General features: G+C 65.3%; 26 protein-coding genes and 2 tRNA genes. 12 read left to right on the top strand and 16 right to left on the bottom strand.

What is annotated here, in order from left to right; all coding sequences use genetic code 11:
- Positions 1-42: 42 nt before the first annotated feature.
- The 3 genes from ybeY to miaB are packed head-to-tail and all read right to left on the bottom strand — an operon-like array spanning position 43 to position 2,934.
- Positions 43-510 (bottom strand): rRNA maturation RNase YbeY, encoded by a 468-nt coding sequence (gene ybeY / locus V7778_RS06080; RefSeq protein WP_335552792.1) that lies wholly within the window; start codon positions 508-510, stop codon positions 43-45.
- The gene (locus tag V7778_RS06075) at positions 485-1,576 is read right to left on the bottom strand and encodes a PhoH family protein (RefSeq protein WP_335552790.1); all 1,092 of its coding nucleotides are present in this window, start codon (positions 1,574-1,576) and stop codon (positions 485-487) included. The genes ybeY and V7778_RS06075 overlap by 26 nt, the downstream gene beginning before the upstream one ends.
- Positions 1,573-2,934 (bottom strand): tRNA (N6-isopentenyl adenosine(37)-C2)-methylthiotransferase MiaB, encoded by a 1,362-nt coding sequence (gene miaB, locus V7778_RS06070; protein WP_335552788.1) that lies wholly within the window; start codon positions 2,932-2,934, stop codon positions 1,573-1,575. The genes V7778_RS06075 and miaB overlap by 4 nt, the downstream gene beginning before the upstream one ends.
- Before the next feature lie 623 nt (positions 2,935-3,557).
- On the opposite strand from miaB, the gene V7778_RS06065 reads away from it, so the two are divergent.
- Positions 3,558-3,971, top strand: a complete 414-nt coding sequence (locus V7778_RS06065) for a hypothetical protein (RefSeq protein WP_335552786.1) — start codon at positions 3,558-3,560, stop codon at positions 3,969-3,971.
- Positions 3,972-4,078: 107 nt separating this feature from the next.
- Here V7778_RS06065 and V7778_RS06060 read toward each other — a convergent pair whose 3' ends face one another.
- Entirely contained in the window at positions 4,079-4,921 is an 843-nt protein-coding gene (locus tag V7778_RS06060; RefSeq protein ID WP_335552784.1) for an HDOD domain-containing protein, read from the bottom strand.
- The gene (locus tag V7778_RS06055) at positions 4,918-5,250 is read right to left on the bottom strand and encodes a hypothetical protein (protein ID WP_335552782.1); all 333 of its coding nucleotides are present in this window, start codon (positions 5,248-5,250) and stop codon (positions 4,918-4,920) included. The genes V7778_RS06060 and V7778_RS06055 overlap by 4 nt, the downstream gene beginning before the upstream one ends.
- A 342-nt stretch (positions 5,251-5,592) precedes the next feature.
- On the opposite strand from V7778_RS06055, the gene gstA reads away from it, so the two are divergent.
- Positions 5,593-6,198, top strand: coding sequence for a glutathione transferase GstA (gene gstA / locus V7778_RS06050; protein ID WP_335552780.1), 606 nt, complete (start codon positions 5,593-5,595; stop codon positions 6,196-6,198).
- A gap of 55 nt (positions 6,199-6,253) precedes the next feature.
- A complete protein-coding gene (locus V7778_RS06045; RefSeq protein WP_335552778.1) occupies positions 6,254-6,805 on the top strand; it encodes a DUF1697 domain-containing protein in 552 nt (183 codons plus the stop codon).
- 253 nt (positions 6,806-7,058) lie between these two features.
- Here the strand turns inward: V7778_RS06045 and V7778_RS06040 are convergent, their stop codons facing one another.
- Positions 7,059-7,232, bottom strand: coding sequence for a PEP-CTERM sorting domain-containing protein (locus V7778_RS06040; RefSeq protein WP_335552776.1), 174 nt, complete (start codon positions 7,230-7,232; stop codon positions 7,059-7,061).
- 698 nt (positions 7,233-7,930) lie between these two features.
- Between V7778_RS06040 and V7778_RS06035 the strand changes: the two genes are divergently transcribed.
- A complete protein-coding gene (locus V7778_RS06035) occupies positions 7,931-9,889 on the top strand; it encodes an AAA family ATPase (protein WP_335552774.1) in 1,959 nt (652 codons plus the stop codon).
- Between the two features lie 145 nt (positions 9,890-10,034).
- On the opposite strand, the gene V7778_RS06030 is transcribed toward V7778_RS06035, so the two are convergent.
- The 4 genes from V7778_RS06030 to V7778_RS06015 all read right to left on the bottom strand — a co-directional run bounded on the left by V7778_RS06030 (position 10,035) and on the right by V7778_RS06015 (position 13,535).
- The gene (locus V7778_RS06030) at positions 10,035-10,520 is read right to left on the bottom strand and encodes a porin family protein (RefSeq protein ID WP_335552988.1); all 486 of its coding nucleotides are present in this window, start codon (positions 10,518-10,520) and stop codon (positions 10,035-10,037) included.
- Between the two features lie 153 nt (positions 10,521-10,673).
- Positions 10,674-11,000 carry a hypothetical protein gene (locus tag V7778_RS06025; RefSeq protein WP_335552772.1) on the bottom strand — a complete coding sequence of 109 codons (327 nt, stop codon included), beginning with the start codon at positions 10,998-11,000 and terminating at the stop codon, positions 10,674-10,676.
- Complete coding sequence (gene ybaL / locus V7778_RS06020) at positions 10,963-12,657, bottom strand: YbaL family putative K(+) efflux transporter (RefSeq protein WP_335552770.1); 1,695 nt, start codon at positions 12,655-12,657, stop codon at positions 10,963-10,965. Before ybaL ends, V7778_RS06025 begins: the two co-directional genes overlap by 38 nt.
- A 233-nt stretch (positions 12,658-12,890) precedes the next feature.
- Positions 12,891-13,535: a TetR/AcrR family transcriptional regulator gene (locus tag V7778_RS06015; RefSeq protein ID WP_335552767.1), complete on the bottom strand. Its 645-nt coding sequence runs from the start codon at positions 13,533-13,535 to the stop codon at positions 12,891-12,893.
- Between the two features lie 85 nt (positions 13,536-13,620).
- On the opposite strand from V7778_RS06015, the gene V7778_RS06010 reads away from it, so the two are divergent.
- The 6 genes from V7778_RS06010 to V7778_RS05985 all read left to right on the top strand — a co-directional run bounded on the left by V7778_RS06010 (position 13,621) and on the right by V7778_RS05985 (position 19,101).
- Positions 13,621-14,802: a lipid-transfer protein gene (locus V7778_RS06010; protein ID WP_335552765.1), complete on the top strand. Its 1,182-nt coding sequence runs from the start codon at positions 13,621-13,623 to the stop codon at positions 14,800-14,802.
- Positions 14,803-14,812: 10 nt separating this feature from the next.
- Entirely contained in the window at positions 14,813-15,955 is a 1,143-nt protein-coding gene (locus V7778_RS06005) for an acyl-CoA dehydrogenase family protein (RefSeq protein WP_335552763.1), read from the top strand.
- Positions 15,956-15,971: 16 nt separating this feature from the next.
- Positions 15,972-17,120 carry a CaiB/BaiF CoA transferase family protein gene (locus tag V7778_RS06000; protein WP_335552761.1) on the top strand — a complete coding sequence of 383 codons (1,149 nt, stop codon included), beginning with the start codon at positions 15,972-15,974 and terminating at the stop codon, positions 17,118-17,120.
- 35 nt (positions 17,121-17,155) lie between these two features.
- Positions 17,156-18,460: a DUF445 domain-containing protein gene (locus V7778_RS05995; RefSeq protein WP_335552759.1), complete on the top strand. Its 1,305-nt coding sequence runs from the start codon at positions 17,156-17,158 to the stop codon at positions 18,458-18,460.
- A 76-nt stretch (positions 18,461-18,536) separates the two neighbouring features.
- On the top strand, positions 18,537-18,851 hold the full coding sequence (locus V7778_RS05990) for a hypothetical protein (RefSeq protein ID WP_335552757.1): 315 nt from the start codon (positions 18,537-18,539) through the stop codon (positions 18,849-18,851).
- Between the two features lie 91 nt (positions 18,852-18,942).
- Positions 18,943-19,101, top strand: a complete 159-nt coding sequence (locus tag V7778_RS05985; protein ID WP_036215215.1) for a hypothetical protein — start codon at positions 18,943-18,945, stop codon at positions 19,099-19,101.
- A 39-nt stretch (positions 19,102-19,140) separates the two neighbouring features.
- On the opposite strand, the gene V7778_RS05980 is transcribed toward V7778_RS05985, so the two are convergent.
- A complete protein-coding gene (locus tag V7778_RS05980) occupies positions 19,141-19,509 on the bottom strand; it encodes a MerR family transcriptional regulator (protein ID WP_335552754.1) in 369 nt (122 codons plus the stop codon).
- A gap of 79 nt (positions 19,510-19,588) precedes the next feature.
- Between V7778_RS05980 and V7778_RS05975 the strand changes: the two genes are divergently transcribed.
- Positions 19,589-20,026: a hypothetical protein gene (locus V7778_RS05975; RefSeq protein WP_335552752.1), complete on the top strand. Its 438-nt coding sequence runs from the start codon at positions 19,589-19,591 to the stop codon at positions 20,024-20,026.
- Positions 20,027-20,041: 15 nt separating this feature from the next.
- Positions 20,042-21,175: a M12 family metallopeptidase gene (locus V7778_RS05970; protein WP_335552750.1), complete on the top strand. Its 1,134-nt coding sequence runs from the start codon at positions 20,042-20,044 to the stop codon at positions 21,173-21,175.
- Positions 21,176-21,243: 68 nt separating this feature from the next.
- Here the strand turns inward: V7778_RS05970 and V7778_RS05965 are convergent.
- The 5 genes from V7778_RS05965 to mutL all read right to left on the bottom strand — a co-directional run bounded on the left by V7778_RS05965 (position 21,244) and on the right by mutL (position 25,146).
- Positions 21,244-21,320, bottom strand: a tRNA-Met gene (locus tag V7778_RS05965).
- Between the two features lie 69 nt (positions 21,321-21,389).
- Positions 21,390-21,466, bottom strand: a tRNA-Met gene (locus V7778_RS05960).
- Positions 21,467-21,577: 111 nt separating this feature from the next.
- The gene (locus V7778_RS05955; protein WP_335552748.1) at positions 21,578-22,144 is read right to left on the bottom strand and encodes a septal ring lytic transglycosylase RlpA family protein; all 567 of its coding nucleotides are present in this window, start codon (positions 22,142-22,144) and stop codon (positions 21,578-21,580) included.
- Between the two features lie 144 nt (positions 22,145-22,288).
- On the bottom strand, positions 22,289-23,245 hold the full coding sequence (miaA, locus tag V7778_RS05950) for a tRNA (adenosine(37)-N6)-dimethylallyltransferase MiaA (RefSeq protein ID WP_442920698.1): 957 nt from the start codon (positions 23,243-23,245) through the stop codon (positions 22,289-22,291).
- On the bottom strand, positions 23,242-25,146 hold the full coding sequence (gene mutL, locus V7778_RS05945; protein WP_335552746.1) for a DNA mismatch repair endonuclease MutL: 1,905 nt from the start codon (positions 25,144-25,146) through the stop codon (positions 23,242-23,244). The genes miaA and mutL overlap by 4 nt, the downstream gene beginning before the upstream one ends.
- Positions 25,147-25,272 lie beyond the last annotated feature (126 nt).

Below are 25,272 nucleotides of genomic sequence, written 5' to 3'. Positions count from 1 at the left end.
TTACAATGCCCGCAACGCCCACACTACAGCAGCAGCCGGTGCTTAGTCGGAATACGGATCCGGATACCCCAGCGCTTCCATGATGTCGCGCTCGAGCTGCTCCATCTCTTCGGCTTCCTCGTCGTGCTCGTGGTCGAAGCCCTGCGCGTGCAGCACCCCGTGCACCACCAGGTGCGCCACGTGTTCCTCGACGGTCTTCTTCTGCTCGTCCGCCTCGCGCCGCAGCACATCGGTGCACAGCACGATGTCGGCCTGCACCGGCTCCTCGTCGCCCAGCTCCTCGCCCTCGTTGTAGGCGAAGGTCAGCACGTTGGTGGCGTAGTCCTTGCCGCGGTATTCGCGGTTCAGGGCCTGGCCTTCCTCGGCATCGACGAAGCGGATGGTCAGCTCGGCCGGTCCGAGCAGCGAGAGCTCGACCCAGCGCCGCAGGTCGGCTTCGCCGATCTCGCTCTCCAGGCGCGGGTCGGCGAACTGGACTTCGAGCTCAAGATGATGTTTTTTTTCTTGCATGTTTCACCGGGGCGGGTTTGGGAAGGGCGGCCAGTTCCTGGACCGAGGCGCTTGTTTCGTACGCATCGATAATACGCGCAACCAGCGGATGGCGCACCACGTCGGCGCTCGAAAAATGGGTGAAGGCGATTCCGCGTACGTCCTTCAGCACGTGCATGGCGTCGACCAGGCCCGAACGCTGGGTCTTGTGCAGGTCGACCTGGGTCACGTCGCCCGTCACCACGGCCTTGCTGCCGAAGCCGATACGGGTCAGGAACATCTTCATCTGTTCGACCGTCGTGTTCTGGGCCTCGTCCAGGATCACGAAGGCGTGGTTCAGGGTGCGGCCGCGCATGTAGGCCAGCGGGGCGATCTCGATCACCTGTTTCTCGAACAGCTTCTGGGTGCGGTCGAAGCCGAGCAGGTCGTACAGCGCGTCGTACAGCGGGCGCAGGTAGGGATCGACCTTCTGGGTCAGGTCGCCGGGCAGGAAGCCGAGGCGCTCGCCCGCTTCCACCGCGGGGCGGGTCAGGATGATGCGCTTGACCGCGTCGCGCTCGAGGGCGTCGACGGCGCAGGCCACCGCCAGGTAGGTCTTGCCGGTGCCGGCCGGGCCGACGCCGAAGCTGATGTCGTGCTCGAGCACCGCGCGCAGGTACTGGATCTGGTGCGGCGTGCGGCCGCGCAGGTCGCTGCGGCGGGTCTTGAGGGTGGGGCTGGTGGTCTCGGGTGCTTCCTCGGCCTCGCCGTCCGCCGCCTCGGCGTCGGCCGGCGCCGTGGTCCGGTCCGCCGGCGCGCCCTCGATCTTGGGCTTCAGGCCGGCGCGCTGTTCCACCAGCGCCAGCTGCACTTCCTCGATCGGCACGACCTTGTTGGCGACGGCGTAGAAGCGCTCGAGCAGTTCGACCGCGCGCTCGGCATTGCTGCCGCTGACGATGAATTTCTCGCCGCGCCGGAAGACGGTCACGTCCAGGGCGGCCGAGATCTGGCGCAGGTTCTCGTCAAGCGGGCCGCACAGGTGGGCAAGCCGCGTGTTGTCGAGCGGCTCGGGGATGAAGTACGAGGGCTGGGTGGCTTGTGTTTTCAACTGGCTTTGGCAATCGTTTGGAGGTTAGCGACGAGTTCGCCGCGCAGGTAATAGTCATGGCTCGCCGCGATGCGCACGTCGACCAGCTGGCCGACCAGGGACAATCCGGCCGCGCCCGGTTCGAAGTTGACCAGGCGGTTGCATTCGGTGCGTCCGGCCAGCTGCCCCGGGTCTTTCTTGGCCGGACCTTCGACCAGGACGCGCTGCACGCTGCCGACCAGGGCCGCGCTGTACTTGCGGGTGTTGGCGTCGATCAGGGCCTGCAGGCGCTGCAGGCGCGCCAGCTTGACCTCGTGCGGGGTATCGTCCTCGAGGTTGGCGGCCGGGGTGCCCGGGCGTTTGCTGAAGATGAAGCTGAAGCTGTTGTCGAAGCCGACGTCCTGTACCAGCTTCATCATGGCTTCGAAATCGGCGTCGCTTTCGCCGGGGAAGCCGACGATGAAGTCCGACGAGATCGCGATAGTCGGACGCACCGCGCGGATACGGCGGATGATCGATTTGTATTCGAGCGCCGTGTAGCCGCGCTTCATGGCGCCGAGGATGCGGTCCGAGCCATGCTGCACCGGCAAGTAAAGATAGTTCACCAGCTGCGGGATTTTCGCGTAGGCGTCGATCAGGCGCTGGGTGAATTCCTTCGGGTGGCTGGTGACGAAGCGCAGGCGCTCGATGCCGGGAAGCTCGGCGATGTACTCGAGCAGCAGGGCGAAATCGGCGACCTCGCCGTTCTCCATGACGCCGCGGTAGGCGTTCACGTTCTGGCCCAGCAACATGATTTCCTTGACGCCCTGGGCGGCCAGGCCGGCGGCCTCGGTCAGCACGTCCTCGAAGCGGCGCGAGACTTCCTCGCCGCGGGTATAGGGCACGACGCAGTAGCTGCAGTACTTGCTGCAGCCTTCCATGATCGAGACATAGGCGACCGGGCCGTCGACCTTGGCCGGCGGCAGGTGGTCGAACTTCTCGATCTCGGGGAAGGAGATGTCGACCTGGGCGGCGCCCGACTGGCGCCGGTTCTGGATCAGCTGGGGCAGGCGGTGCAGGGTCTGCGGGCCGAACACCACATCGACGTGGGGCGCGCGCTTGACGATGGCTTCGCCTTCCTGCGAGGCCACGCAGCCGCCCACGCCGATGACGAGGTCGGGTTTGTCGCGCTTGAGCTGCTTGAGGCGGCCCAGGTCCGAGAACACTTTTTCCTGCGCCTTTTCACGAATCGAGCAGGTATTGAACAGGATCACGTCGGCGTCCTCGACCGTGTCCGTGCGCACGAGGCCATCGGACGAGCCGAGCACATCTGCCATCTTGTCCGAGTCGTACTCGTTCATCTGGCAACCGAAGGTCTTGATAAATACTTTTTTCTGCATGGAATACTGTCGTGAAAGAAGAGCTGCCGCTTTGGCAAGGCCTGGTCCCATTGTAAGTTAAATCGCCCGGGAGCCCGGAAAGCGGCGCGTGCGCCTCCGCTTTTCATGCCGCTAAGAATGAATAATTTCTTAACTTTAAGTTATTGCAAAGCTGCTCAGATTGTTAAATGTGGGGTGCCGAACAATGTGCACGTGCAACGCCAAGTAAAATTTGTTTCTAGATATTTCTTTTTGTAAATCAATGGCTTCCGAGCGAGTTCTCATTTACAAAATATGTGAAGGAAATCTCTTGCGTGCGCCACACTTTGTCCCCATGTGCTGAAATGCCTATGTGACAAGCTTTCCGCACGATAGCTTGATTTCTGACAATGACTCACATGCGCCGGGTCGTCACCTGACCGACGTGCAACACTGATAATTTGTTTGAAAGACAAGTACGCATGTGGAAAGCGGACGCGGGAGCGCATGCATTCCGGATCGTTTCACGAGGGATTTTCCTTAAGGGGAACTCAGACTTGCGCTGGCTTCCTTGAAACATTTCCGGGAACTTATGTTGATAAAAGCTAGTCTTTAACAAAAGTTCGCAAGGGAACTATTTTAACCAAACTCGTGAGGTAAACATCATGGCACAACAGCATCATGCTCTGTCTTCGCAGGAAAGTTACAACCCGAACCACCTGCTCGACATCCTGCTCGGGAAAATGCAGCTGAAAAACGACGCCGCGCTGTCGCGCATGCTCGAGGTTGCACCTCCGGTCATCAGCAAGATCCGCCACCACCGTCTCCCGGTCGGCGCCTCGCTCCTGATCCGCATGCACGAAGTAACCGGCATGAGCATCCGCGACCTGCGCGACCTGATGGGCGATCGCCGCACCAAGTATCGCCTGTCGGATGCCCAAGGCCGTCCGAAGCCTGAAGAAAAAGCAGCGCAGGCAGCCGCCGCGGCAGCCGCACAGCAGCAGGGCCAGCAGCAAGGTCAAACCAACGAAGCCACGTCGTCAAGCGGCACCTCGTCGACCGGCAATTATGCGCACTGATGCCGGGGGCATGACAGCCGCGACTGTCATGCCTTCGGTGGCGCCAGGCTGCGGCGCTCCTGCCTGACAGGGCGCGCCGCACCGTTTTTCTTTCCCGTCCTGGGGCGTCACGCCATCAGGATCGCGGCCATTTCTTCGAACTGCAGTTCCGTTTCATGGAACACATGCAGCCAGGCTTCTTCCGATAATCCAAGCGCCGTCCAGGCCACGCTGGACACGGCCGGCGCCAGTTCGTCCGTTTCGCCCGCCAGGTCGAGGGCATGCGCCACCGCGTTGGCCACGTGCACGATGGTGGCCAGGAAACCGGCGCCCGCCTGTTCCGGCGCGTGGTGCCATTCGATGGCATGGCGCATGGTGTCCGAAAAATTCCAGTGCTCCGCCAGCGCCACCCCGGCGGCCACGTGGTCGATGCCGATCACGGCCTGTTCGGCCGCCAGCAGTTCGCCGTCGTCCTCGGCGCGGCGCTCCAGCACGGCCCGGTAGCGCTCCGGATAGCGCGTCACCAGCACCAGGCGCCCGATATCGTGCAGCAGCCCCGCGGTGAAGGCATAGTCCTGGTTGAAGCGCATGCGCCGCGCCAGCACCCGCGCGCAGGCGGCCGTGGCCACCGAATGGCGCCAGAACGCCTTGTCGCTGAAGCCGGGGCAGCGTCCTGCCGGGAAGCAGCCGGTCACGGCGGCCGCCGTGATCAGGTTGCGCGTGGTCTGGAAGCCCAGGAAGGTCATCGCCTGCTGGATGGTCGTGACCTTGACCTGCAGGCCGAAGGTCGAGGAATTCGCCAGGCGCAGGGTCTTGGCGGTCAGCGCCTGGTCCAGGGCCACTTTCTTCGCCAGCACGGAAATATCGATGTCTTCCTGCTCGATGGCGCCCAGCAGTTCCATCACCACCGCGGGCAGCGAGGGCAGGTCGTCCAGGCCGCGCGCCAGGTCGTCGATCGCCAGCATGCTCATGGGGCAAGCTCGCGTCCGAGGCGGTAATCCTCGACGTAGCGGCGCAGCAGGCCGGTGGCCCAGTCGCCGCTGTCGTCGCGGTCGTTGTTGCGGAAGACGTGGTCGAGGCGGGCCAGCACGGCTTGCGGATCGGGCGCCTCGGCGGCTTCCTGGGCGCGCCCCACCGGCACCGCTTCGATGCCGTGGCGCGCGAGCGAAGCGATGATGGCTTCGGTCAGGACCGCGCCCTTGGCCAGCAGCACCTGTCCGTTCAGGTCGATCAATTCGTGCGACAAGACCATTCCCGGGGTCGCCTCGCCCAAGGCGAGAAGTTGATAGGCGTCGCTCATTCTTTCCTCCAGTTAATGCTGGTCGATCTTACCACCGGCATCGTCTTTAACGTCCGGCCATCGCAAGGACTGTCGTGTTCTTGCAGCACTTAAGGAAGCACTGATTTATTCATGGCGGCGGCCTCGGCCACGAGAAAATGCGCCCAGCGGCGTTGCAAATCCTCGCGATACCACGAGGTATCGCTCCGGTTTGCGCCTTGCCGGGCACATTTTTCGTGACCGATCCTGCTCGCCAGAATAAATCAGTGCTTCCTTAGGTCGCTCGACCTACTCTTTTGGAAATGTTGTACTCTTTACCACCGGCCTGAGCGCTTCAGGCCGAACCAACAGCATAGGAGACATATGAAACTGTATTTCGCCCCGGGCGCCTGCTCGCTCGCGCCTCACCTCGTCCTGCTGCAGCTGGGCCTGCCGTTCGGCACGGAGCGCGTCAGCCTGCGCACCAAGCTGACCAAGGACGGCGTCGACTACCGCAGCGTGAATCCGAAGGGCCAACTGCCGGCCCTGGTGCTGGACGACGGCACCGTCCTGACCGAGAACGCCGCCGTGCTGCAGTACATCGCCGACCAGGCGCCGGAAAGCGGCCTGGCGCCTGCCGCCGGCAGTTTCGCGCGCTACCGGCTGATGGAGTGGCTGAGCTACCTGTCGACCGAGGTGCACAAGCGCTTCTCGCCGATGTTCTCGCCCGGCTGTACCGACGAGATCCGCGAAGCCGCATGGCAAACCCTGGCCGCGCCTTTGACCTACCTGGCGGGCAAGGTCGATGGCGAGCGCTATCTGATGGGGGAACAGTTCACCGTGGCCGACGCCTACCTGTTCGCGATTCTGAACTGGATCGGCTTTGCCAAGTTCACGATGAGCGATTGGCCGGCCCTGCAGGCCTACCACGCCCGCGTCGCGGCCCTGCCGGCGGTGCAGGAAGCGATGCGCCGCGAAGGGCTGGCATGATGGCGCGTGCCGCCTTGGTGCGCCGCTCCCTGGCGGCACGCGCTACCATGCGCGCATGAATCGCTATATTGCTTTGCTGCGCGGCATTAACGTCGGCCGCGCGAAGCGCATCGCCATGGCCGACCTGTGCCACATGTTCAGCGAGCTCGGCTATACCAGCGTGAAGAGCGTGCTCAACAGCGGTAACGTGGTCTTCGATGCCGGCGGCGTCAGCGCCACGGACGCCGCCGGCGCGATCGAGGAAGCGCTGGTGCTGCGCCTGGGTGTCGGCGCCAAGGTCTTCGTGCTCGACAGCCAGGAGCTGGCCGGCATCGTCGCCGACAATCCCCTGGGGCCGTTGGCCACCGATCCGGCGCGGCTGTATGCCTTCCTGCTGTCCGGTGAGGCCCAGCGGGCCATGGCGGAGGAATTGTGCGCGCGCGAATGGGGTGCGGAATCGCTGGCCCTGGGGCGGCGCGCGGCCTATGTATGGTGTCCGGAGGGAATGCTCGACAGCGCCGCCGCGACGGCGCTGGGCAAGGGGCTGGGTGACGGGACGACGTCCCGCAACTGGAATACGATCATGCGCCTGCACAAGCTGTGCGGCGACGGCGCCTGCCTTTCCTAGGCCAAGAACCTACCCAATAGACTGGAGTCGCTGCTGGCGCGCCTGGCAAGCGGGTTCTGCGTTGCTCGTCCTTGCATGGCTTGCCATGCGGCGTCCTCGCGCTTTGCGCGCGCTAGCCAGTCATCGCCAACGCGCATGTCGCCGTCAGCTTCTTCCGCCTACTGGGACAGGTTCCAAGCGCCCCTAGGACGCACGCGCGGGCGTCTTGGTTTTCGTGCGGATCAAGGGTCTTGTTTCGCTGCTGTTCTCCCGGTCACTTGAACTTTTCGCTGCTGTCCCGGCTTGCCCGGTAGCCGATCAGGACCAGCCCCAGCAGCATCATGGCGAATACCTCGGGTTCCGGCAGTTCCGACATGTGAGCCGGCGGCGTGACGATGTCGCTGCGGCTGGTGACGGACAGGTTGCGTACGGGCTGGGCGGTACGCATGGTATGGGCCGATTGGCCCGTACTACTGGAAACAAGATCGATGGCGGCAGCGTGCGCGGTACTGCCCAGGCTGAGCGCAATTGCTGCGGCTAGCACATATCTTTTCATAAGCATTCCTTTTCCTGACTGAATACTGTGGACCGCGTATCGCGTCCTGCGATGGCGGGCCCCGAATTCCAAGGTCAGGATATCAAATTCGCAGTAATGGCTGCGCTCAATTGAACTGATGAGTTGCAGAAAGAAGTCATCAGTTTCGTGCGAGATGACGGCGTGTTGCTGATTTTGATGCGTCTATATCGCGCAACAAAAATTGCATATGAGATTGATGAAAAGAATATAAGAGTTAACCGGTTTTACAATGATATTTATGCAATAAATCGTCAATTATTTGGCAAACTCATCATATGCGGTAACAGTTGGATAAGATTTTCCATTGTCGAAGTTGCCACAATCGCAGCCATAGGATTTTTTTTCGCCACACGGTATACACCTCGGTTTTTTTTGGGGGTATAGTCTCCATATCCCTATTGCCTTCGGGCATCAAAAGAATACCAAACGTATATGTTTGGAGCAGGCGCCGCCGCGCATTCTGGCGATCAGCATGTCGCGATCGCAACGGTGGCCAGCCTAGGCCATTGCCGCTTCCCACGGAGCGGACCGTATCAGCACCGACGCACCCACACTTGCAGAGTACCTAGATGCCCAATTTTTCCCGACTTCAGATTGCCTTCAAGAACGTCTACGTCCGTATCGGCGCTGCCATGCTGCTGGGCCTGGCCGTGGCGCTGGCAATCTATAAAGCGGATGTGCCGCAGGACACCAGCCCGGTGATCCATTCGCAGAACATCGCCGAGATCACCCAGCTGGCCGAGCAGAAAGCCCGCCTGGACTATCTCCTGATCGCCAAGCCGCTGTCGGATTCGCCGCGCTACGTCTATAAGTTCAAGGACGCAGCAAGCCTGCACGTGGTCAAGGTGCCGAGCACCTCGCACCTGTCGCTCGAGCGTGAAGTGCTGCTCAAGAACGCGATTCCGTATTCGATCGCCAAGGACGACTTCCTGGCCAGCCACAAGGCCGTCATGGACGAGGGCGAGACCGCGCTCGAGAAGACCGGCAGCTTCCTCAAGCGCCACGCCTTCGATATCGCCGTGATCGTGCTGGTCCTGTACCTGCTCAAGTTCGGCATCCCGGGCATGGGCATGAGCGCCTCGGTCATCACCCCGGACAAGCTCAAGGGGAGCATGGACGACCTGATCGGCATGGACGACATCAAGCAGGAAGTCCTGCACCTGGAAGACATGATCCGCAACCGCGACGAATACCAGTCGCACAACATCGACAAGCCGTTCAATGTCATGCTGACCGGCCCCGCGGGCACCGGCAAGACCAAGCTGGTCGGCTACCTGGCCAAGCGCCTGGACATGCCGATGATCTCGGCCTCGGGCTCGGCGCTGGAGTCGGGCTATGTCGGCGGTGGTTCCAAGGCCCTGAACGCCCTGTACCGCAAGGCTTGCGCCAAGGGCAAGTGCATCATCTTCCTGGACGAGGCGCAGAGCCTGTTCATGCCGCGCGGCCGCAGCGAGAAGAAATGGGAAGACGACACCGCCAACACCATGCTGGGCCTGCTGGACGGCGTGAAGAGCGACAAGGGCGCCAACGTGATCTGGGTGGTCGCCTCCAACTTCGACGATTCCTCGACCGAAATGGACGAAGCGATGCTGCGCCGCTTCTCGGTGAAGATCAATTTCCGCCTGCCGAACAAGCTCGAGCGCAAGGAACTGCTGCGCAGCTTCCTGGCGCGCAAGAAAGAAGGCCTGGTCGACTGGAGCGACCTCGACCTGGACCAGGTGGCCGAGATCACCCAGAACCTGAGCCCGGCACTGCTGGAAACCGTGGTCGAGCGCGCCAGCATGATCTCGATCCAGGAAAAGGCGATCATCAACACCGACCTGCTGTTCCGTGCGTATGAGCGCGCCACCATCGGCCTGACCGACCGCGCCACCACCGCCGAGAAGACCCTGCAGCGCGAGCGTATCGCCCTGCACGAACTGGGCCACTTCTTCATGCAGATCGACCCCTACCTGCGCCAAGGCATGAGCCTGGCCGAAGTGAAGGAAAAGTCGCATCTGCTGAAGATCAGCACCGAAGCCGTATCGAAGATCGGCGCCCTGGGCTACGTCCTGCAGTCGGGCGAGGACATGTCGCTGCGCACCCTGGAAGAGCTGGAGCGCGATGTGGTCGGCCTGTATGGCGGCGTCGCGGCCGAGGAGCTGTTCTACGGCGCCCGCGGCATCTCGGTGGGCAGCCAGAACGACATCGAGAAGATCACCAAGATGCTGAACCTGATGGTCAACCGCTTGTCGATGTACTCGCGCTCGAAGATCGACTACAGCCAGCTGGCCAAGGAAACCAGCGGCGAGCAGAGCCTGCGCCTGATGGAAGAAAAGGCCGACGAGCTGTACAGCTATACCCTGAACGCGATCCGCGACTACAAGCAGGTGATGGAAACGCTCAAGGGCACCCTGATGGAGCAATACGTGCTGTCGAAGGACGCCGTCTTCGCCCTGCTCGAAGAGCACAGCGAGCTGTTCATGGCCCCGCTGCACGGCCAGCGCCACGCCAACCTCAAGCTGTGCGCCGAGGAAGCGGCGGCCTGATACCGATTACCTTTTGCGCGTTTCCGCGACCCGCCCTGTGCAAGCAGGGCGGGTTTTTTTCACTGGGCGGGCAGGGTCGGCTCCTGCCGCCGGCGCGGTGATCGTCGGCGGAAAATTCATCCGGCCGGTGCCAGCACAGCAGCGCCTACAATCCCACCTTCAGCCCGACGCCCCACTGCCTGTTCTCGGCGCCGTAGCGCTTTTCCTTGCCGTAGTGCTCGAATTCGAGCGTCAACGCCACGTTCTCGGTCAGCCTGGCCTCGGCGGCCAGCGCCGCGTATACACTGTTGTCGCTTTCCTTGCCGTGCCAGCCCATGGAGCCGGTGAGCTTGCGCTGGCTGTGCGCCAGGCCAAGCTTGCCATGGGCGGCGAAGCGCTCGCCGATCGGCAGGCTGTACTTGGCGCCGACATAGGAGCCGAAGCCCTTGGTGCGGTAGGACTCGCTCTGGCCGTCCGGCCAGGCGAAATAGCGATAATCCCTGCCGCCGTGGCGGCTGAAACCCGCCTCGACGCCCCAGTTCCGGTTGAACTCGTAGCCGCCGAAGAGCTTGAGGTCGCACTTGTTGCTGCCCTCGAAGTGGTCGGCCAGGATCAGGCTGGCGCCCGCATAGACCCGGGCGACGGGGGGCAGGGGACGCTTCTTGCGCCTGGGCCGGTCCGAGGATCGCCAGGCCGGTGCCCAGCGTGCAGATCAGTCTTTTCATGCTTGTCCTTGAGTGTGTTTATCGCGATTCGCCCGAATCGCGGTGCAAGGACGATAAGCGCATGTCACATATGACAAAATTTACTGATGTGCAATTACTTTAACGAGCTGTGAGATCGGGGAGCATTCTCCCGGACTGTAGTCATGCGAGCCTTCGTCTTCCAGCTCCTCGACCGCAAACGCGCGGACGGCGTGGAACTTCTGCCTGAGGAGCAGGCCCTCGCTGCCCAGCCTGGCGATGCGGCCCGCCAGGTCTTCCGTCTGCTTTCTCGGCACCAGGCGGCGCAGGCATAGCGCCAGGGCGCCCGGCACCGCCAAGGTGGCAAGAAGGGGAAAGAGCGATTGATTCGAGGCGCCGATGCCGAATCGCTCAGTGCGCGGCCTGGGTGCGCAGGGTATCGACCACATGCCGGATCATGCTGCCGGCCAGTTCCTCCTCGCCCACGAAGACCTTGCCGCCCGTATCCTCGCGCAGCAGCTCGGCCTCGCGCTCGTTATGGGTGCGCACCACGCACTGCACCGAGGGATTGAGCGCCTTGGCGATCTCGACCATCTTGCGCACGTGGAAGGTGTCCGGGGTGGCGATCACCAGCATGGCGGCGCGCGCGATGTGGGCCTGGATCAGCACCGCCGGTTCGGCCGCATTGCCGACCACCGACGGGATGCCGCGCGCGCGCAGCTGCTCGACGATCTCGCGGTTCTGTTCGGCCACCACGAAGTGCACGCCGCGCGCCACCAGGTCGTCGGCGATGCGGCGGCCGACGCGCCCGAAGCCGACCAGCACCACCTGGCCGCTGAGTTTTTCGTGCGCCGTTTCCATCGGCAGCTCCGCCAGCGGGTCGGTGGAGCGTTCCAGCTTGCGCGCCAGGCTCGAGCTGTCGCGCAGCCACTTGTCCAGCGGCGCCACGGCCTTGAACAGCAGCGGATTGACGGCGATCGAAATGATGGCGCCGGCCAGGATCAGGTTCTGGCCCAGTTCGGGCAGCAGGCCGAGCGACATGCCCAGCGCGGCCAGGATGAAGGAGAACTCGCCGATCTGGGCCAGGCTGGCCGAGACCGTGATCGCGGTATTCAGGGGGTAGCGCAGCGCCAGCACCAGGATGAAGGCGGCCAGCGACTTGCCGAACAGGACGATGGCGACCACGGCCAGCACGTGCAGCGGGTACTCGACCAGCACCATCGGGTCGAACAGCATGCCGACCGAGACGAAGAACAGTACCGAGAACGCGTCGCGCAGCGGGAGCGATTCCTCGGCCGCGCGGTGGCTCAGCTCGGACTCGCGCAGCACCATGCCGGCGAAGAAGGCGCCCAGCGCGAAGGACACGCCGAACAGGTGCGAGGACGCGTAGGCGATGCCGACCGCGGCCGCGATCACGGCCAGGGTGAACAGCTCGCGCGAATTGGTCTTGGCCACGCGCCACAGGAACCAGGGGAAGAGCTTGCGCCCGACGATCAGCATGAAGGCGACGAAGGCGCCCACCTGCAGCAGGGTCTTGCCCAGCGCCGGCCACAGCTCGGCGCCGGCTTCGCCCTTGCCGCCCAGGGGGCCGGCCAGGGCCGGCAGCATCACCAGGACCAGCACCGTCACCAGGTCTTCGACCACCAGCCAGCCGACGGCGATGCGGCCGTTGAGCGAATCCAGGATGCCGCGCGACTCCAGTGCGCGCAGCAGCACCACGGTGCTGGCCACCGACAGCGCCAGGCCGAACACCAGGCCCGCGCCCAGGCTCCAGCCCCACCAGTGGGCCAGGCCGATGCCCATGGCCGTGGCGACCGCGATCTGCAGCAGGGCGCCGGGCAGGGCGATGCCTTTCACTTCGAGCAGGTCGCGCATCGAGAAGTGCAGGCCGACTCCGAACATCAGCAGCATCACACCAATTTCGGCAAGCTGGGAGGCGAGGGCGACGTCGGCGACGAAGCCCGGCGTGGCCGGGCCGATCAATACGCCGGCGGCAAGATAGCCGACCAGGGCCGGAAGCTTGAGGCGCACGGCCAGCATGCCAAAGAGCAAGCCGAAGCCGAGTGCGGCGGCGATGGTGGTGATCAGGCTGAGTTCATGGTGCATCCGAGGGGGCTCCTTATCGGGTTGAGAACCCTTGGAGTATAAGCGACTGACCTGGACGTGCTGTTTTTTAGATCATTTCGGGCTTGCCGGCAGGCGTAGAAACTTGGGTTCCGGCCGTCGCCGGAACGACGGCGCAAAGGTAAGCGGCAAGCTCAAATCCGTCGTACGCGCCACTGGCGCCTACGACTTCCGCCGCAGGCCGGAACCTCGGTTCGCGGCATCGAGTCGGCTCGCTAAGGCACCGTCGCCAGCGCCAACACCACCTTGCGCACCGCACCGCGCACCGCCTCGTACTGCTCCGGCCGCCCCCTGCGATCGAGCCGGAACAGCATCAGCCCCTCGATCTGCGCCACCATCAGGATCGCGCGCTGCATGTACTCCTCGTCGGAGATGTCCGGATGCAGCCCCCGGATCAGCCCGTAGATCGCCTTGCGTTCGCGCCCCAGCATCTTGCCCATCAAATCCGACGCGAACGGGTGACGCGAGGCCAGCGCCCAGATCTCGAAGAACACGGCATGGGTCACGGGGTCGGTGATCTCTTCCAGGAACATGTCGACCGTGGTCAGGAAGCGCTCCACCTGCGGCCGGCCGATCATGCCGAGGGCGATCGAATCCATCTTGGCCTGGAACACATCCATGATGTAGAGCAGCAGCGCCTCGACCAGCACGTCCTTGCTGCCATAGTAGTGCTGCACGTTCGACAGGCTCATGCCCACTTCCTGGGCCACGCGCCGCATCGACAAGCCGGCATAGCCTTCGCTGGCCAGCAGCTCTCTCGCCGCGTGCAGGATGTCCTGGGCGCGCCCCATGCCTTTCTCCGTGGTGCCGGAAGGCTTGGCGCGCAGGGCGCCGTCGAGTGTCAGAGTCATAATGGGCATTATCGCATGCGGGATACAAAAAATAGTACGGTTGACCTATAATCAGGGAATTATAGGTCGAGCGACCTAATCCAAGGAGACCAGGATGAGCCGGAAGGTATATGTGACGGGCGTGGGCATGATCCCCTTCGCCAAGCCGGGCGCCAGCAGCCCCTACCATGAGATGGGCGCGCAAGCCGCGCGCGCCGCGCTGGACGACGCCGGGCTGGCCTACGACCAGGTCGAGCAGGCCTATGCCGGCTACGTGTACGGCGATTCGACCAGCGGCCAGAAGGCCTTGTACCAGCTGGGCATGACCGGCATCCCCATCATCAACGTCAACAACAACTGCTCGACCGGCTCGACCGCGCTGTACCTGGCGCGCCAGGCCATCGAGAGCGGCGCCGCCGAGTGCGTGCTGGCGCTGGGCTTCGAGCAGATGAACCCGGGCGCCCTGGGCTCGGTCTTCACCGACCGCCCGACGCCTTTCGACGCCTTCGACGAAGTCACCGACCGCCTGGTCGGCAAGCCCGAGATCCCGCTGGCGCTGCGCTACTTCGGCGGCGCCGGCCTGGCCCACATGGACAAATACGGCACCCCGCTGGAAGCCTTCGCGCGCATTCGCGCCAAGGCCAGCCGCCATGCCGCCAACAACCCGCTGGCCCTGTTCCGCAAGGAAGTCAGCACCCAGGACGTGCTGGACGCGCCCGCGATCTGGCCCGGCGTGATGACCCGCCTGATGGCCTGCCCGCCCACCTGCGGCGCGGCCGCCGCGCTGCTGGTGTCGGAAGACTTCGCGCGCCGCCACAAGCTGCGCGCCGATGTCCACATCGCCGGCCAGGCCATGACCACCGACCGTCCCGGCACCTTCGACGCCAACGACATGATGCGCGTGGTCGGCTACGACATGAGCCGCGCCGCGGCGCACAAGGTCTACGAGCAGGCCGGCATCGCGCCCGAGGACCTCGACGTGGTCGAGCTGCACGACTGCTTCGCGCACAACGAACTGATCACCTACGAAGCCCTGGGCCTGTGCCCGGAAGGCGGCGCCGACAAGTTCATCCGCGAAGGCGGCAACACCTACGGCGGCCAGGTGGTCACCAATCCGTCCGGCGGCCTGCTGTCCAAGGGCCATCCGCTCGGCGCCACCGGCCTGGCCCAGTGCTTCGAGCTGACCCACCAGCTGCGCGGCAGCGCCGGCGCGCGCCAGGTCGAGGGCGCGCGCGTGGCCCTGCAGCACAACCTGGGCCTGGGCGGCGCCTGCGTCGTCACCCTTTACCGCAACTGAAAGAACGCGCATGGAAACCACGTCCCCATGGATGAATGAAGAACTGCAGGCCTTCCGCGACGCCGTGCGCCGTTTCGTGGACGGCGAGATCGTGCCGCACCAGGAGGCCTGGCGCAAGCAGCAGCACGTCGACCGCGGCCTGTGGCGCAAGGCCGGCGAACTGGGCCTGCTGGGCGCGGATATTCCCGAGGAATACGGCGGCGCGGGCGGCAGCTTCACCCACATGGCGGTGGTGTTCGAAGAGCTGTCCTACGGCGGCGACACCGCCTTCGGCATCCACGTGCACGCCATCGTCGAGCATTACCTGCTGAACCAGGGCACCGAGGAACAGAAGCGCACCTACCTGCCGCGGCTGGCGAGCGGCGAGATGATCGCGGCCATCGCCATGTCCGAGCCGGGCGCCGGCTCCGACCTGAAAGGCATCCGCAGCACCGCGCGCAAGACGCCCGAGGGCTACAGGCTGAGCGGCTCCAAGACCTTCATCTCGAACGGCTACCTGGCCGACCTGATCCTGGTGGTGGCCAAGACCGATCCGGCGCTTGGGGCCAAGGGCGTGTCGCTGATGCTGCTCGAGACGAAGGACAATCCGGGCTTCCGCGTCGGCCGCATCCTCGAGAAGGTGGGGCAGAAGGGCCAGGATACCTGCGAGCTGTTCTTCGACGAGGCCCATGTCCCGCTCGAGAACGTGCTGGGTGGCGAGGAGGGACGCGGCTTCGCCCAGCTGATGACCGAGCTGCCCTACGAGCGCACCATCCTGGGAGTCTGCGGCGTGGCCGCCATCGAAAGGGCGCTGCGCCTGACGCTCGAGCACACGCGCGAGCGCAAGGCCTTCGGCCAGGCCCTGATCGAGATGCAGAACACCCGCTTCGTGCTGGCCGAGATCAAGACCGAGGCGACCATCGCGCGCGTCTTCATCGACCGCTGCATCGAGGACATGCTGGCCGGACGCATGGACACGGTCCAGGCCTCGATGGCCAAGTGGTGGATCTCGGACCTGCAGTGCAAGGTGGTCGACCAGTGCGTGCAGCTGTTCGGCGGCTATGGCTACATGCTGGAGTATCCGATCGCGCAGATGTACGTGGACGCGCGCGTGCAGCGCATCTATGGCGGCGCGAACGAGATCATGAAAGAGATCATCGCCCGTTCGCTGTAAGGGCAGGAAGGCTGACATGGCGGGACCACTACAGGGCGTCAAGGTCATCGAGATGGTCGGGATCGGGCCTTGCCCCTTCGCCGCCATGATGCTGGCCGACATGGGGGCGGATGTCATCCGCATCGACCGCAAGAGCGCGCCAGGGGAAGAGAATCCCTATCCGACCCTGGGCACCAAGTACGACGTCATGGCGCGCGGCCGGCGTACCCTGGCGCTGGACCTGAAGCAGGCCGCCGGGCGCGAAGCCCTGCTGCAGATGGCCGAGCGGGCCGACGTGCTGCTGGAGGGTTACCGCCCCGGCGTGATGGAGCGCCTGGGACTGGGGCCGGACATCCTGCAGGCGCGCAATCCGAACATCGTGATGGGCCGCGTCACCGGCTGGGGCCAGGACGGCCCGCTGGCCTATGCGGCGGGGCACGACATCAACTACGTGGCGCTGTCCGGCATGCTGCATGCGATGGGGCGCAAGGACGGTCCGCCGGCGCCGCCCCTGAACCTGGTCGGCGACTTCGGCGGCGGCGGCATGCTGCTGGCCTTCGGCGTGCTGTGCGCGGTGCTGGAGGCGCGCCAGTCCGGCAAGGGGCAGGTGGTGGACGCCGCCATGACGGATGGCGCGGCCCTGCTGGGCGCGATGATGTACGGCCTGCGCGCCCACGGCATGTGGGGCGACCGGCGCGAGACCAACATGCTGGACGGCGGCGCGCCCTTCTACGACACCTATGCCTGCCTGGACGGCAAGTTCGTCGCGGTCGGCGCCATCGAGCCGCAGTTCTACGCGCGCCTGCTGGAGCTGGCGGGCGCCGACGATCCCGATTTCAGGAAGCAGTGGCGCCAGGACCGCTGGCCCGAACTCAAGGGCAAGTTCGCCGCGCTGTTCGCGACCCGCACGCGCGACGCCTGGTGCCGCCTGCTGGAAGGCAGCGATGCCTGCTTCGCACCGGTGCTCGACATGGCCGAGGCGCCGCGCCATCCGCACAATGCGGCGCGCGCCACCTTCGTCGAAGTCGAGGGCGTGACCCAGCCGGCGCCGGCGCCGCGCTTCAGCCGCACCCCGGCCGCCGTGCCCGCGGCGGTGGTCCCGGCCGGCGAGGGCGCCGCCATCCTGGCCGACTGGGGCCTGGAACGCGCGGCAATCGAAGCGCTGCGCGAGGGGCAAGTCATATAGCATAGGCGGCGTGAGCTCTGCAACGAGACGCCTTGATGCGAACGCCCCCTATGCAAGGAAACAGTAAAGCAAGCAGCAAGCTGGACGAACTGCGCCAGTCGAAGATGCTCGCCCTCGGCTTCTTCGTCGGCGCGGCCGCGCTGTTCGTATCGACCCTGTTCCTGCCACCCACCTGGTGGACCGGCCTGCTGCGCGCCTTTTCCGAGGCGGCCATGGTCGGCGCCCTGGCCGACTGGTTCGCCGTGGTGGCCCTGTTCAGGCGGGTGCCGATTCCCTTCGTGTCGCGCCATACGGCCATCATCCCCAGCAACAAGGCGCGCATCGCCGACAACCTGGCGCTGTTCGTGCGCGAGAAGTTCCTCGACACCGATTCCATCGTCGGCCTGATCCAGCGCCACGATCCGGTGCAGAAGGTGGCCGAATGGCTCGCCAAGCCGGCCAATACGGAACTGATGGGCGGCTACCTGGTGCGCGCCGCCACCTGGATGCTCGACTTCATCGAAGACGCGGCGGTGCAGGGTTTCATCAGCCGCGCCGTGCACGCGATGGTGCGCAGTGTCGACCTGTCGCAGTCCGCCGGCGCCATCCTGGAAAGCCTGACCCGCGGGCGGCGCCACCAGGAACTGCTGGACGAAGGCATCCGCCAGCTGGCGCGCCTGCTCGACAACCCGGACACGCAAGCCACCATCGCCGACGGCATCGTCGACTGGCTCAAGGAGGAATACGCCTTCATCGAGCGCATGCTGCCCTCGGAGCTGATCGGCCGCAAGGGCGCCGATATCGCGGTGCGGCTCGCGGCCGGCATCCTGGGCAAGGTGGCGGCCGACCCGCAGCACCCGCTGCGCCAGCGCTTCGACGACTACGCCCTCGCATTCATCGAGCGCCTCAAGGGCGATCCGGCGTTTCTGGAGAAAGCCGAGGAAATCAAGCGCTACCTGCTGGAAGACGATAAGCTCAACGGCTACCTGAAGGCGCTGTGGGACGACCTCAAGGCCTGGCTCAAGCGCGACCTGCACAGCGACGACTCCAGCCTGCGCCGCCGCATCGTGGCCATGGGCGCCTGGGTCGGCAAGGTGCTGGTCGAGGACCCGCAGCTGCGCCAGTCGCTGCACGAGAGCCTGGAATCGGCCGCGCGCGGCGCGGCGCCCGAATTCGCGGGCTTCCTGACCCGGCACATCGCCGACACGGTCAAGCACTGGGACGATACCGAGATGTCGGAACAGATCGAACTCAACATCGGCAAGGACCTGCAGTACATCCGCATCAACGGCACCATCGTGGGCGGCCTGATCGGCGTGACCCTCTACCTGCTGTCGCAACTCCCCGTGCTGTTGCGTTAAGGGCAGATCGCAAATGCAACGCGCAGCAGGTTTTTCGACGTGCCCTTAAGATGGGACCAACCCTCAGGAGTGCATCATGGAACAGTTAGCACTGAATGCCTGGCTCGCCGCCCATCCGGACGTCGAACAGATCCCCGGGCGCGACTTGTTCATCGTCGCGCGCTACCTGGTGCCGCTCGACGCCACCCTGGCCCAGGGCTGCCTGGTGGCGGCCGGGGTGCCCGCGGTGCTGGCCGACGCCCACCTGATGCAGACCGACCTGCTGCTGGCGCCCGCGCTGGGCGGGGTGCGCGTGCTGGCGCCGCTGGAATACCTGCCGCAGGCGCAGGCCGTGCTGGAAGGGCTGGCGCGCGGCGACTACGCCCTCGACGACGACCGCACCTACGGCTGAGTAGATCGTTCGTATAAGTGGGCTGGCGCACAAAAAACAGGCAATCGGGAGGCTAAGCTTCGCTCACCGTTCGTAGGAAAGGAGGACCATCATGCCTCAAGGTGATAAATCGTCGTATACCGACAAGCAGAAGCGCCAGGTCAAGCATATCGAGGAAGGCTACGAGAAGAAGGGCGTCGGCAAGAAGGAAGCCGAGCGCCGCGCCTGGGCCACCGAGAACAAGATCTCGGGCGGCGGCAAGAAACATTGAGCAAGCTTCGTAGGGTCGGCGGCTTCGCCGCCGACGCGTTCAAGCGGTTGATGCCGGCCCCGCCGCCAGCGGGCACACCAGCCTGATCCTCTCCAGCAGCCCCGTCTTCAAGTCCTGCAACGCCGCGATCCGCAGGTCGATCGCCTCCACCTTCTCCGCCAGCAGCCGCGCAATCGCCCGCTCCGGCTCCCGCGCCTCCCACAGCGCCGGCAGATTCTCCCCGATCTCCGCCAGGCTGAAGCCCAGCTTCTGCGCCATCCGGATATACCCGACCAGCTGCTCCGTCTCCGGCGCATAGCGGCGGTAGCCGTTCTCCGCCCGCACAGCCCGGATCAGCCCGCGCTTCTCGTAGAAGCGCAGCGTGTCGCAACTGACTCCGGTCGCCTCGGCAAGCTGCCCGATCTTCATGTCCCGTCCCTCCCAAAAGCGCTTGACCCTGGAGTGTACTCCAGGCTTTAGCCTGCGCTTTTCATCGAGAGGAGCACCCATGATTTCCCAGCCCCGCTACCTGCAGCTCGTCCGCCTGAGCGCCTGGTACGACCTGTTCGTGACCGCCGGTTTCGCCACGCCCTGGACCTTCGCCCTGATCCACGGAGCGCTGGCGGCGCTGGCCCATGGGTCCGGCCTCCCCGGCAGCCTGCCGTCCTTCGAACCCGCCCACGTGCTGATGGCCAACCTGCTCGGTTCGGTCGTGGTGGTGTGGTCCCTGCTGCGCCTGCACGCCACGCAAGCGCTGTACGGCCGCTACGACGCGCTGGCCCGCTTCCTGTTCGCCGCCTGGCAGCTGTACGCGGTCGCGCACGGCGCCACCTGGCTGATCCTGGGATTCACGGCGGCCGAGCTGGCCTTCGGCGTCGCCCAGCTGCTGCCGCTGCGGAACCAAAGCGGCGTTCCCCGGGTCGATCCCATACCGAACAAGTGCTAAGAAAGGGAGGGCATCATGACGGCAACAACGGAATCAGGCGGGCCGGCGGGTCCGGAAGGAGACGGGCGGCAGTTCTGTTCCCTGCACCCGGTACCGAAGCGGGTCTTCCAGGCCGGCGTCACGCCGATGCGCGAGCGGCTCATCAACCTCTTCGGCAACAAATGGGTCACCGGCACGGTCCTGCGCTACTACTTTTTCGACCGTGAATCCGACGGCGAGAACGTGCTGCTCGATAAGGGCCAAACCGCCTTCGTACCCTGGCGCGGGGCCGAAGGCGAGAAGCAGGTGGTGCGCAGCGCCTTCGAGGTCTGGGCCCAGCAGGGCATCGGCATCCGCTTCGAGGAAGTGAGCGAGCGCGAGGAGGCGGAGATCCGCATCGGTTTCATGCGCGGGGACGGCGCCTGGTCCTGGCTGGGGCGCGACATCCTGGACCACGCCAGCCCGAACGAGCGCACCATGAACTTCGGCTGGAACATCGCCGCGCCCGGCGAGCTCGATACGGCCATCCACGAGATCGGCCACACGCTGGGCTTCCCGCACGAGCACCAGAATCCCAAGTCCGGCATCGAATGGGACGAGGAAGCGGTCTACCAGGACCTGGCCAGGCCGCCCAACGAATGGGACCGCGACAAGACCTGGTGGAACATCATCCGCAAGCTCGATCCGGGCGAGGTCGAGGGCACGACCTGGGACCCGGACTCGGTCATGCACTATCCCTTCAAGCGCGGCCTGATCAGGAAGCCGGAAGCATTCTTTGTGAACGGCTTGCAGCCCGCCGGCGGGCTGTCGGAAAAGGACCGCAACTGGGTCCGGACCCTTTACCCGCCGACCGACGACGCTGCCGCGCCGCTGCTGCGGCCGGCGCAATCGGTGCTGGTCGAGCTGGCGCCCGGCCAGCAGCGCGATTTCCGCGTCGCGCCCCAGGAAACCCGCTTCTACGACTTCCGCACCTTCGGCGCTTCCGATGCGGTGATGGTGCTGTTCGAGAACGAGAATGGCCAGCTGCGCTACCGGACCGGCGACGACGACAGCGGCGAAGACCTGAACGCGAGCTTCCGCATCAAGCTGTTCAAGGGGCGCCAGTACGTGCTGCGGATCCGGATGGTTCACAGCGACCGCCGCGACCAGACCGCCGTCATGATGTGGTGAATGTGGGTGAAGGAGGCGGCAACAAAAAAGCCGCCGGTCCCTGGGGAGCGGCGGCTTCCTGTTGAAACTGGTGGTGATAGGTGGACTTGAACCACCGACCCCAGCATTATGAGTGCTGTGCTCTAACCAACTGAGCTATATCACCGGAAAACCGGGTGCGGCAAGAAGCAAAAATGGCTCGACTCGGGGAGTCAAGCCATTCGCTTGGAATTCTTGGTGGTGATAGGTGGACTTGAACCACCGACCCCAGCATTATGAGTGCTGTGCTCTAACCAGCTGAGCTATATCACCGCAACGGCAGGCATTATCACGGCTGCCTCGTCCCCTGTCAAGGTTCGATCTTGTGCCGTGGTGCAAAAAAGCGTCGCCTCAGGGCACGAAGAGAACCAGCATACCCGAAATTCAGGGAAGCAGGAGCTCGACTTCCAGGTCCGCGCTGCCCTTGCCGGCATAGCCGAGCCGCATCGCGGCCGCGTAGGACAGGTCGATGATACGGTCGTGCAGGAAGGGGCCGCGGTCGTTCAGGCGCACCACCACGCTCTTGCCGTTCTCCAGGTTGGTGACGCGGGCATAGGAGGGCAGCGGCAGGGTCGGGTGGGCGGCGGTCAGCTGCATCATGTCGTAGGGCTCGCCGATCGAGCCCTTCTTGCCGTGATAGCGGGTGCCGTACCAGGAGCCCCGGCCGCGCTGCTTGAACGGCGCCAGCTCGGTCATCGGCGTGAATTTCTTGCCGAGCACCTCGTACGGACGCTTCGCCCATTTGCTCAGGGGTTCGCGCTTCGGCACCGGCTCGGGAATGGCGTCGACCATCTCCTGGGTAATGCCCTTCATGGGGCCGTCGTTCAGGTAATACTTCGACGGAACGGTCGTGGAAGCGCCCTTGGTGGCGACGGTGGGCGTGCTCGAGCAGGCGGCAAGCAGGGCGGCGGTCGCTGCGAGGACGCCGTAGCGGAGGAAAGAAGTCGTCATGCGGAAGGCGGTGGCGCGCCACCGTGTTGCTGGTCAGCGCGAGATGCTAAAGGATTGATACACATTACCACAGGAAATTTACATTTAGAAAAACCTGTGGCGCGCATCCCACGCCCAGCCGCTTGATCGCTACGGCGGCGGATGCTACCTGGATAAGCTTGCCAAGTGCGCAAGCATGGCCGGCGCCGGGTCCGGTCCCAGGCAGTCGAGCACGATCCGTTGCGGCATCGCGCGCAGCCAGGTGAGCTGGCGCTTGGCCAGCTGGCGCGTGGCGACGATGCCGGTTTCGCGCAGCCCGGCGCGGTCGATCTGGCCGTCCAGGTATTCCCAGGCCTGGCGGTAGCCGACGCAGCGCATCGAGGGCAGGGCCGGGTGCAGGTCGCCGCGCGCGCGCAGGCGCTGCACTTCCGCCACCAGGCCGGTGTCGTCGCTGGCGCCCAGCATCTGGTCGAAGCGCAGCGCGATGCGCCCGTGCAGCACGCTGCGGTCCGAGGGTTCGAGCGCAAAGGACAGCAGCTCGAAAGGAAGCTCGGGCTTGGCGCGGCGCGCCAGCAGTTCCGACATCGGCTTGCCGCTCAGTTCGATGATCTCGAGGGCGCGGTTGATGCGCTGGGCGTCGTTCGGCGCCAGGCGCGCGGCCGTGACCGGGTCCAGCGCCGCCAGCCTGGCGTGCATGCCCGGCCAGCCGATGCGTGCGGCGTCTTCCTCGATCGCGGCGCGTACCTGCGCGTCGGCGGTCGGCAGGTCGTCCAGGCCGTCGGTCAGCCCCTTGAAGTACATCATGGTGCCGCCCACCAGCAGCGGCAGCCTGCCGCGCGCATGGATCTCGCCCACCAGGCGGATGGTGTCGGCGCTGAACTGGGCCACCGAATAGGACTCGAGCGGGTCGAGGATGTCGATCAGGTGGTGGGGCGCGCTGGCCAGTTCCTCGGCCGTGGGCTTGGCGGTGCCGATGTCCATCTCGCGGTAGACCAGGGCCGAGTCGACCGAGATGATCTCCACCGGATGCTCGCGTGCGATCGCCAGCGCGGCGGCGGTCTTGCCGGACGCGGTCGGGCCCATGATGGCCACCGCCATCGGTTTCTTCGGCGTCGCCATCATTGGCCGCGCAGGAAAAGCTTGTCGAGCGCGGCGATCTCGAGCTGGACCCAGGTCGGGCGGCCGTGGTTGCACTGGTCGGCGCGCTCGGTGCTTTCCATCTGGCGCAGCAAGGCGTTCATTTCCGGAGTGCTGAGGATGCGGTTGGCGCGCACCGCCGTGTGGCAGGCGAGGGTGCCCAGCAGTTCGTTGCGGCGCTCGACCAGCACCCGCGAGCCGCCGTATTCGCGCACATCGCGCAGCACGTCGCGCGCCAGGGTCTGGGCGTCGGCGTTCTTCAGCAGCGAGGGCACCGAGCGCACCGCCAGGGTAGTGGGCGACAACGCCGCGATGTCGAAGCCGAGCGCCTTGAGCGTGTCCCCGTGGTCCTGGGCGGTCGCCACTTCGACCGCGTCGGCATAGAAGGTGACGGGGATCAGCATCGCCTGCACCTGCATCTCTTCCTGGCCGTCAAGGCGCGCATCCAGCGCTTGCTTGAGCTGCTCGTAGAGGATGCGCTCGTGCGCCGCGTGCATGTCGACCAGCACCAGGCCCTTGGTGTTCTGGGCCAGGATGTAGATGCCGTGCAGCTGGGCCAGGGCGAAACCGAGCGGGAAGTCCTCGTTCGACAGCGGACGCTCGAGCGCCGACAGCGGCACGGACATCGGCGACTGCGCCTGCGGGGCCGGACGCGCGCTCTCGTTCGCGGCGAACAGCGCGCCATAGGCTTCGGTGCTTTGCGTCACGCCCGCGCGCGGCTCGTCCCAGCGGCTGCCGGGCGCGAAGGGCGAGGGCGAGAAGGTCGGCGCCAGCTGGGCGCCGAAGGAAGTCTGTTCATGTGGGCGCGCTTGCCAGACCGGCGTGCCGCTGGGCTTGATCTCGGCCGCGCTGATCGGCGCCGGCGCGCTGCCGTGGGCGGTGGCCGAGGTCTGGGCCAGGGTGCGCTGGACCGCGTGGAACACGAACTGGTGCACGGCGCGGCTGTCGCGGAAGCGCACCTCGATCTTGGACGGGTGCACGTTGACGTCGACCAGGGCCGGATCGAGCTCGAGCGCCAGCACATAGGACGGGAAGCGGTCGCCGTGCAGCACGTCCTGGTAGGCCGCGCGCACCGCGTGCACCAGCAGCTTGTCGCGCACGAAGCGCCCGTTCACGTAGAAGAACTGGCCGTCGGCGCGCGCCTTGGAGGCGGTCGGCAGGCCGACATAGCCGTGCAGGCGCAGCGGGCCGGCCGATTCGTCCAGCGCCAGGCGCGCCTCGGCGAAGTCGCCGCCCAGGATCTGGGCGCTGCGGCGCGCCGGCTCGCTCACGTTCCAGTGGTCGATGGTGCGGCCGTTGTGGGTCAGGCTGAAGGACACGTCCGGCCGCGCCAGCGCGATGCGGCGCACGACCTCGGCGCAGTGGGCGTACTCGGTCTGCTCCGACTTGAGGAACTTGCGCCGCGCCGGCGTGTTGAAGTACAGGTCCTGCACGTCGATGGTGGTGCCGAAGGCGCCCGACGAGGGCGAGACGGCGCCGTGGTGCGAGCCGACGATCTCGTAGGCATGCGGCGAACCGGCGGTGCGCGAGGTGACCCGCACCGAGGCCACCGCCGCGATCGAGGCCAGCGCCTCGCCGCGGAATCCCAGGGTGGACACGTTCTCGAGGTCGGTCAGCGAGGCGATCTTCGAGGTGGCATGGCGGGCCAGGGCCAGCGGCAATTCCTCGGGCGGAATGCCGCGCCCGTTGTCGGTGATGGCGATGCGCTTGACCCCGCCTTCTTCCAGGCGCACGGTGATCTGGGTCGACCCCGCGTCGAGCGCGTTTTCCAGCAATTCCTTGACCACGGCCGAAGGCCGCTCGACCACTTCGCCTGCGGCGATCTGGGAGATGAGCTGGTCGGGGAGTTGCTGGATGGGGCGGAAAGTCAGGGCGGGGGCGTTCATGCGGCGATTATATCGCGGCGTGCTTGATGCGGATCAGGCTCGGCGGTAAAAGGGCAATGGTGGGAATGGCGTTAGTGGCGCTTTTGCAAACTTAGGTTCCCGCCTTCGCGGGAATGACGGCTCATG

Origin of the sequence: Massilia sp. DD77, assembly GCF_036961685.1 — a bacterium.
GTDB lineage: Bacteria > Pseudomonadota > Gammaproteobacteria > Burkholderiales > Burkholderiaceae_D > Telluria.
This window is presented reverse-complemented; position numbering and strand designations above follow the sequence as displayed.

What these genes read in the sequence shown, in the direction of transcription:
- V7778_RS06040 (WP_335552776.1), bottom strand. Translation starts at nt 7,232, where the DNA reads ATGCGTACCGCCCAGCCCGTACGCAACCTGTCCGTCACCAGCCGCAGC.
- V7778_RS05955 (WP_335552748.1), bottom strand. Translation starts at nt 22,144, where the DNA reads ATGACGACTTCTTTCCTCCGCTACGGCGTCCTCGCAGCGACCGCCGCC.
- V7778_RS06010 (WP_335552765.1), top strand. Translation starts at nt 13,621, where the DNA reads ATGAGCCGGAAGGTATATGTGACGGGCGTGGGCATGATCCCCTTCGCC.
- V7778_RS05975 (WP_335552752.1), top strand. Translation starts at nt 19,589, where the DNA reads ATGATTTCCCAGCCCCGCTACCTGCAGCTCGTCCGCCTGAGCGCCTGG.
- ybaL (WP_335552770.1), bottom strand. Translation starts at nt 12,657, where the DNA reads ATGCACCATGAACTCAGCCTGATCACCACCATCGCCGCCGCACTCGGC.
- V7778_RS06000 (WP_335552761.1), top strand. Translation starts at nt 15,972, where the DNA reads ATGGCGGGACCACTACAGGGCGTCAAGGTCATCGAGATGGTCGGGATC.
- V7778_RS06015 (WP_335552767.1), bottom strand. Translation starts at nt 13,535, where the DNA reads ATGCCCATTATGACTCTGACACTCGACGGCGCCCTGCGCGCCAAGCCT.
- V7778_RS05980 (WP_335552754.1), bottom strand. Translation starts at nt 19,509, where the DNA reads ATGAAGATCGGGCAGCTTGCCGAGGCGACCGGAGTCAGTTGCGACACG.
- V7778_RS05970 (WP_335552750.1), top strand. Translation starts at nt 20,042, where the DNA reads ATGACGGCAACAACGGAATCAGGCGGGCCGGCGGGTCCGGAAGGAGAC.
- V7778_RS05990 (WP_335552757.1), top strand. Translation starts at nt 18,537, where the DNA reads ATGGAACAGTTAGCACTGAATGCCTGGCTCGCCGCCCATCCGGACGTC.
- V7778_RS06045 (WP_335552778.1), top strand. Translation starts at nt 6,254, where the DNA reads ATGAATCGCTATATTGCTTTGCTGCGCGGCATTAACGTCGGCCGCGCG.
- V7778_RS05985 (WP_036215215.1), top strand. Translation starts at nt 18,943, where the DNA reads ATGCCTCAAGGTGATAAATCGTCGTATACCGACAAGCAGAAGCGCCAG.
- V7778_RS06065 (WP_335552786.1), top strand. Translation starts at nt 3,558, where the DNA reads ATGGCACAACAGCATCATGCTCTGTCTTCGCAGGAAAGTTACAACCCG.
- miaA (WP_442920698.1), bottom strand. Translation starts at nt 23,245, where the DNA reads ATGATGGCGACGCCGAAGAAACCGATGGCGGTGGCCATCATGGGCCCG.
- mutL (WP_335552746.1), bottom strand. Translation starts at nt 25,146, where the DNA reads ATGAACGCCCCCGCCCTGACTTTCCGCCCCATCCAGCAACTCCCCGAC.
- V7778_RS06025 (WP_335552772.1), bottom strand. Translation starts at nt 11,000, where the DNA reads ATGTGGTCGATACCCTGCGCACCCAGGCCGCGCACTGAGCGATTCGGC.
- V7778_RS06035 (WP_335552774.1), top strand. Translation starts at nt 7,931, where the DNA reads ATGCCCAATTTTTCCCGACTTCAGATTGCCTTCAAGAACGTCTACGTC.
- V7778_RS06060 (WP_335552784.1), bottom strand. Translation starts at nt 4,921, where the DNA reads ATGAGCATGCTGGCGATCGACGACCTGGCGCGCGGCCTGGACGACCTG.
- V7778_RS05995 (WP_335552759.1), top strand. Translation starts at nt 17,156, where the DNA reads ATGCGAACGCCCCCTATGCAAGGAAACAGTAAAGCAAGCAGCAAGCTG.
- V7778_RS06005 (WP_335552763.1), top strand. Translation starts at nt 14,813, where the DNA reads ATGGAAACCACGTCCCCATGGATGAATGAAGAACTGCAGGCCTTCCGC.
- ybeY (WP_335552792.1), bottom strand. Translation starts at nt 510, where the DNA reads ATGCAAGAAAAAAAACATCATCTTGAGCTCGAAGTCCAGTTCGCCGAC.
- miaB (WP_335552788.1), bottom strand. Translation starts at nt 2,934, where the DNA reads ATGCAGAAAAAAGTATTTATCAAGACCTTCGGTTGCCAGATGAACGAG.
- V7778_RS06055 (WP_335552782.1), bottom strand. Translation starts at nt 5,250, where the DNA reads ATGAGCGACGCCTATCAACTTCTCGCCTTGGGCGAGGCGACCCCGGGA.
- gstA (WP_335552780.1), top strand. Translation starts at nt 5,593, where the DNA reads ATGAAACTGTATTTCGCCCCGGGCGCCTGCTCGCTCGCGCCTCACCTC.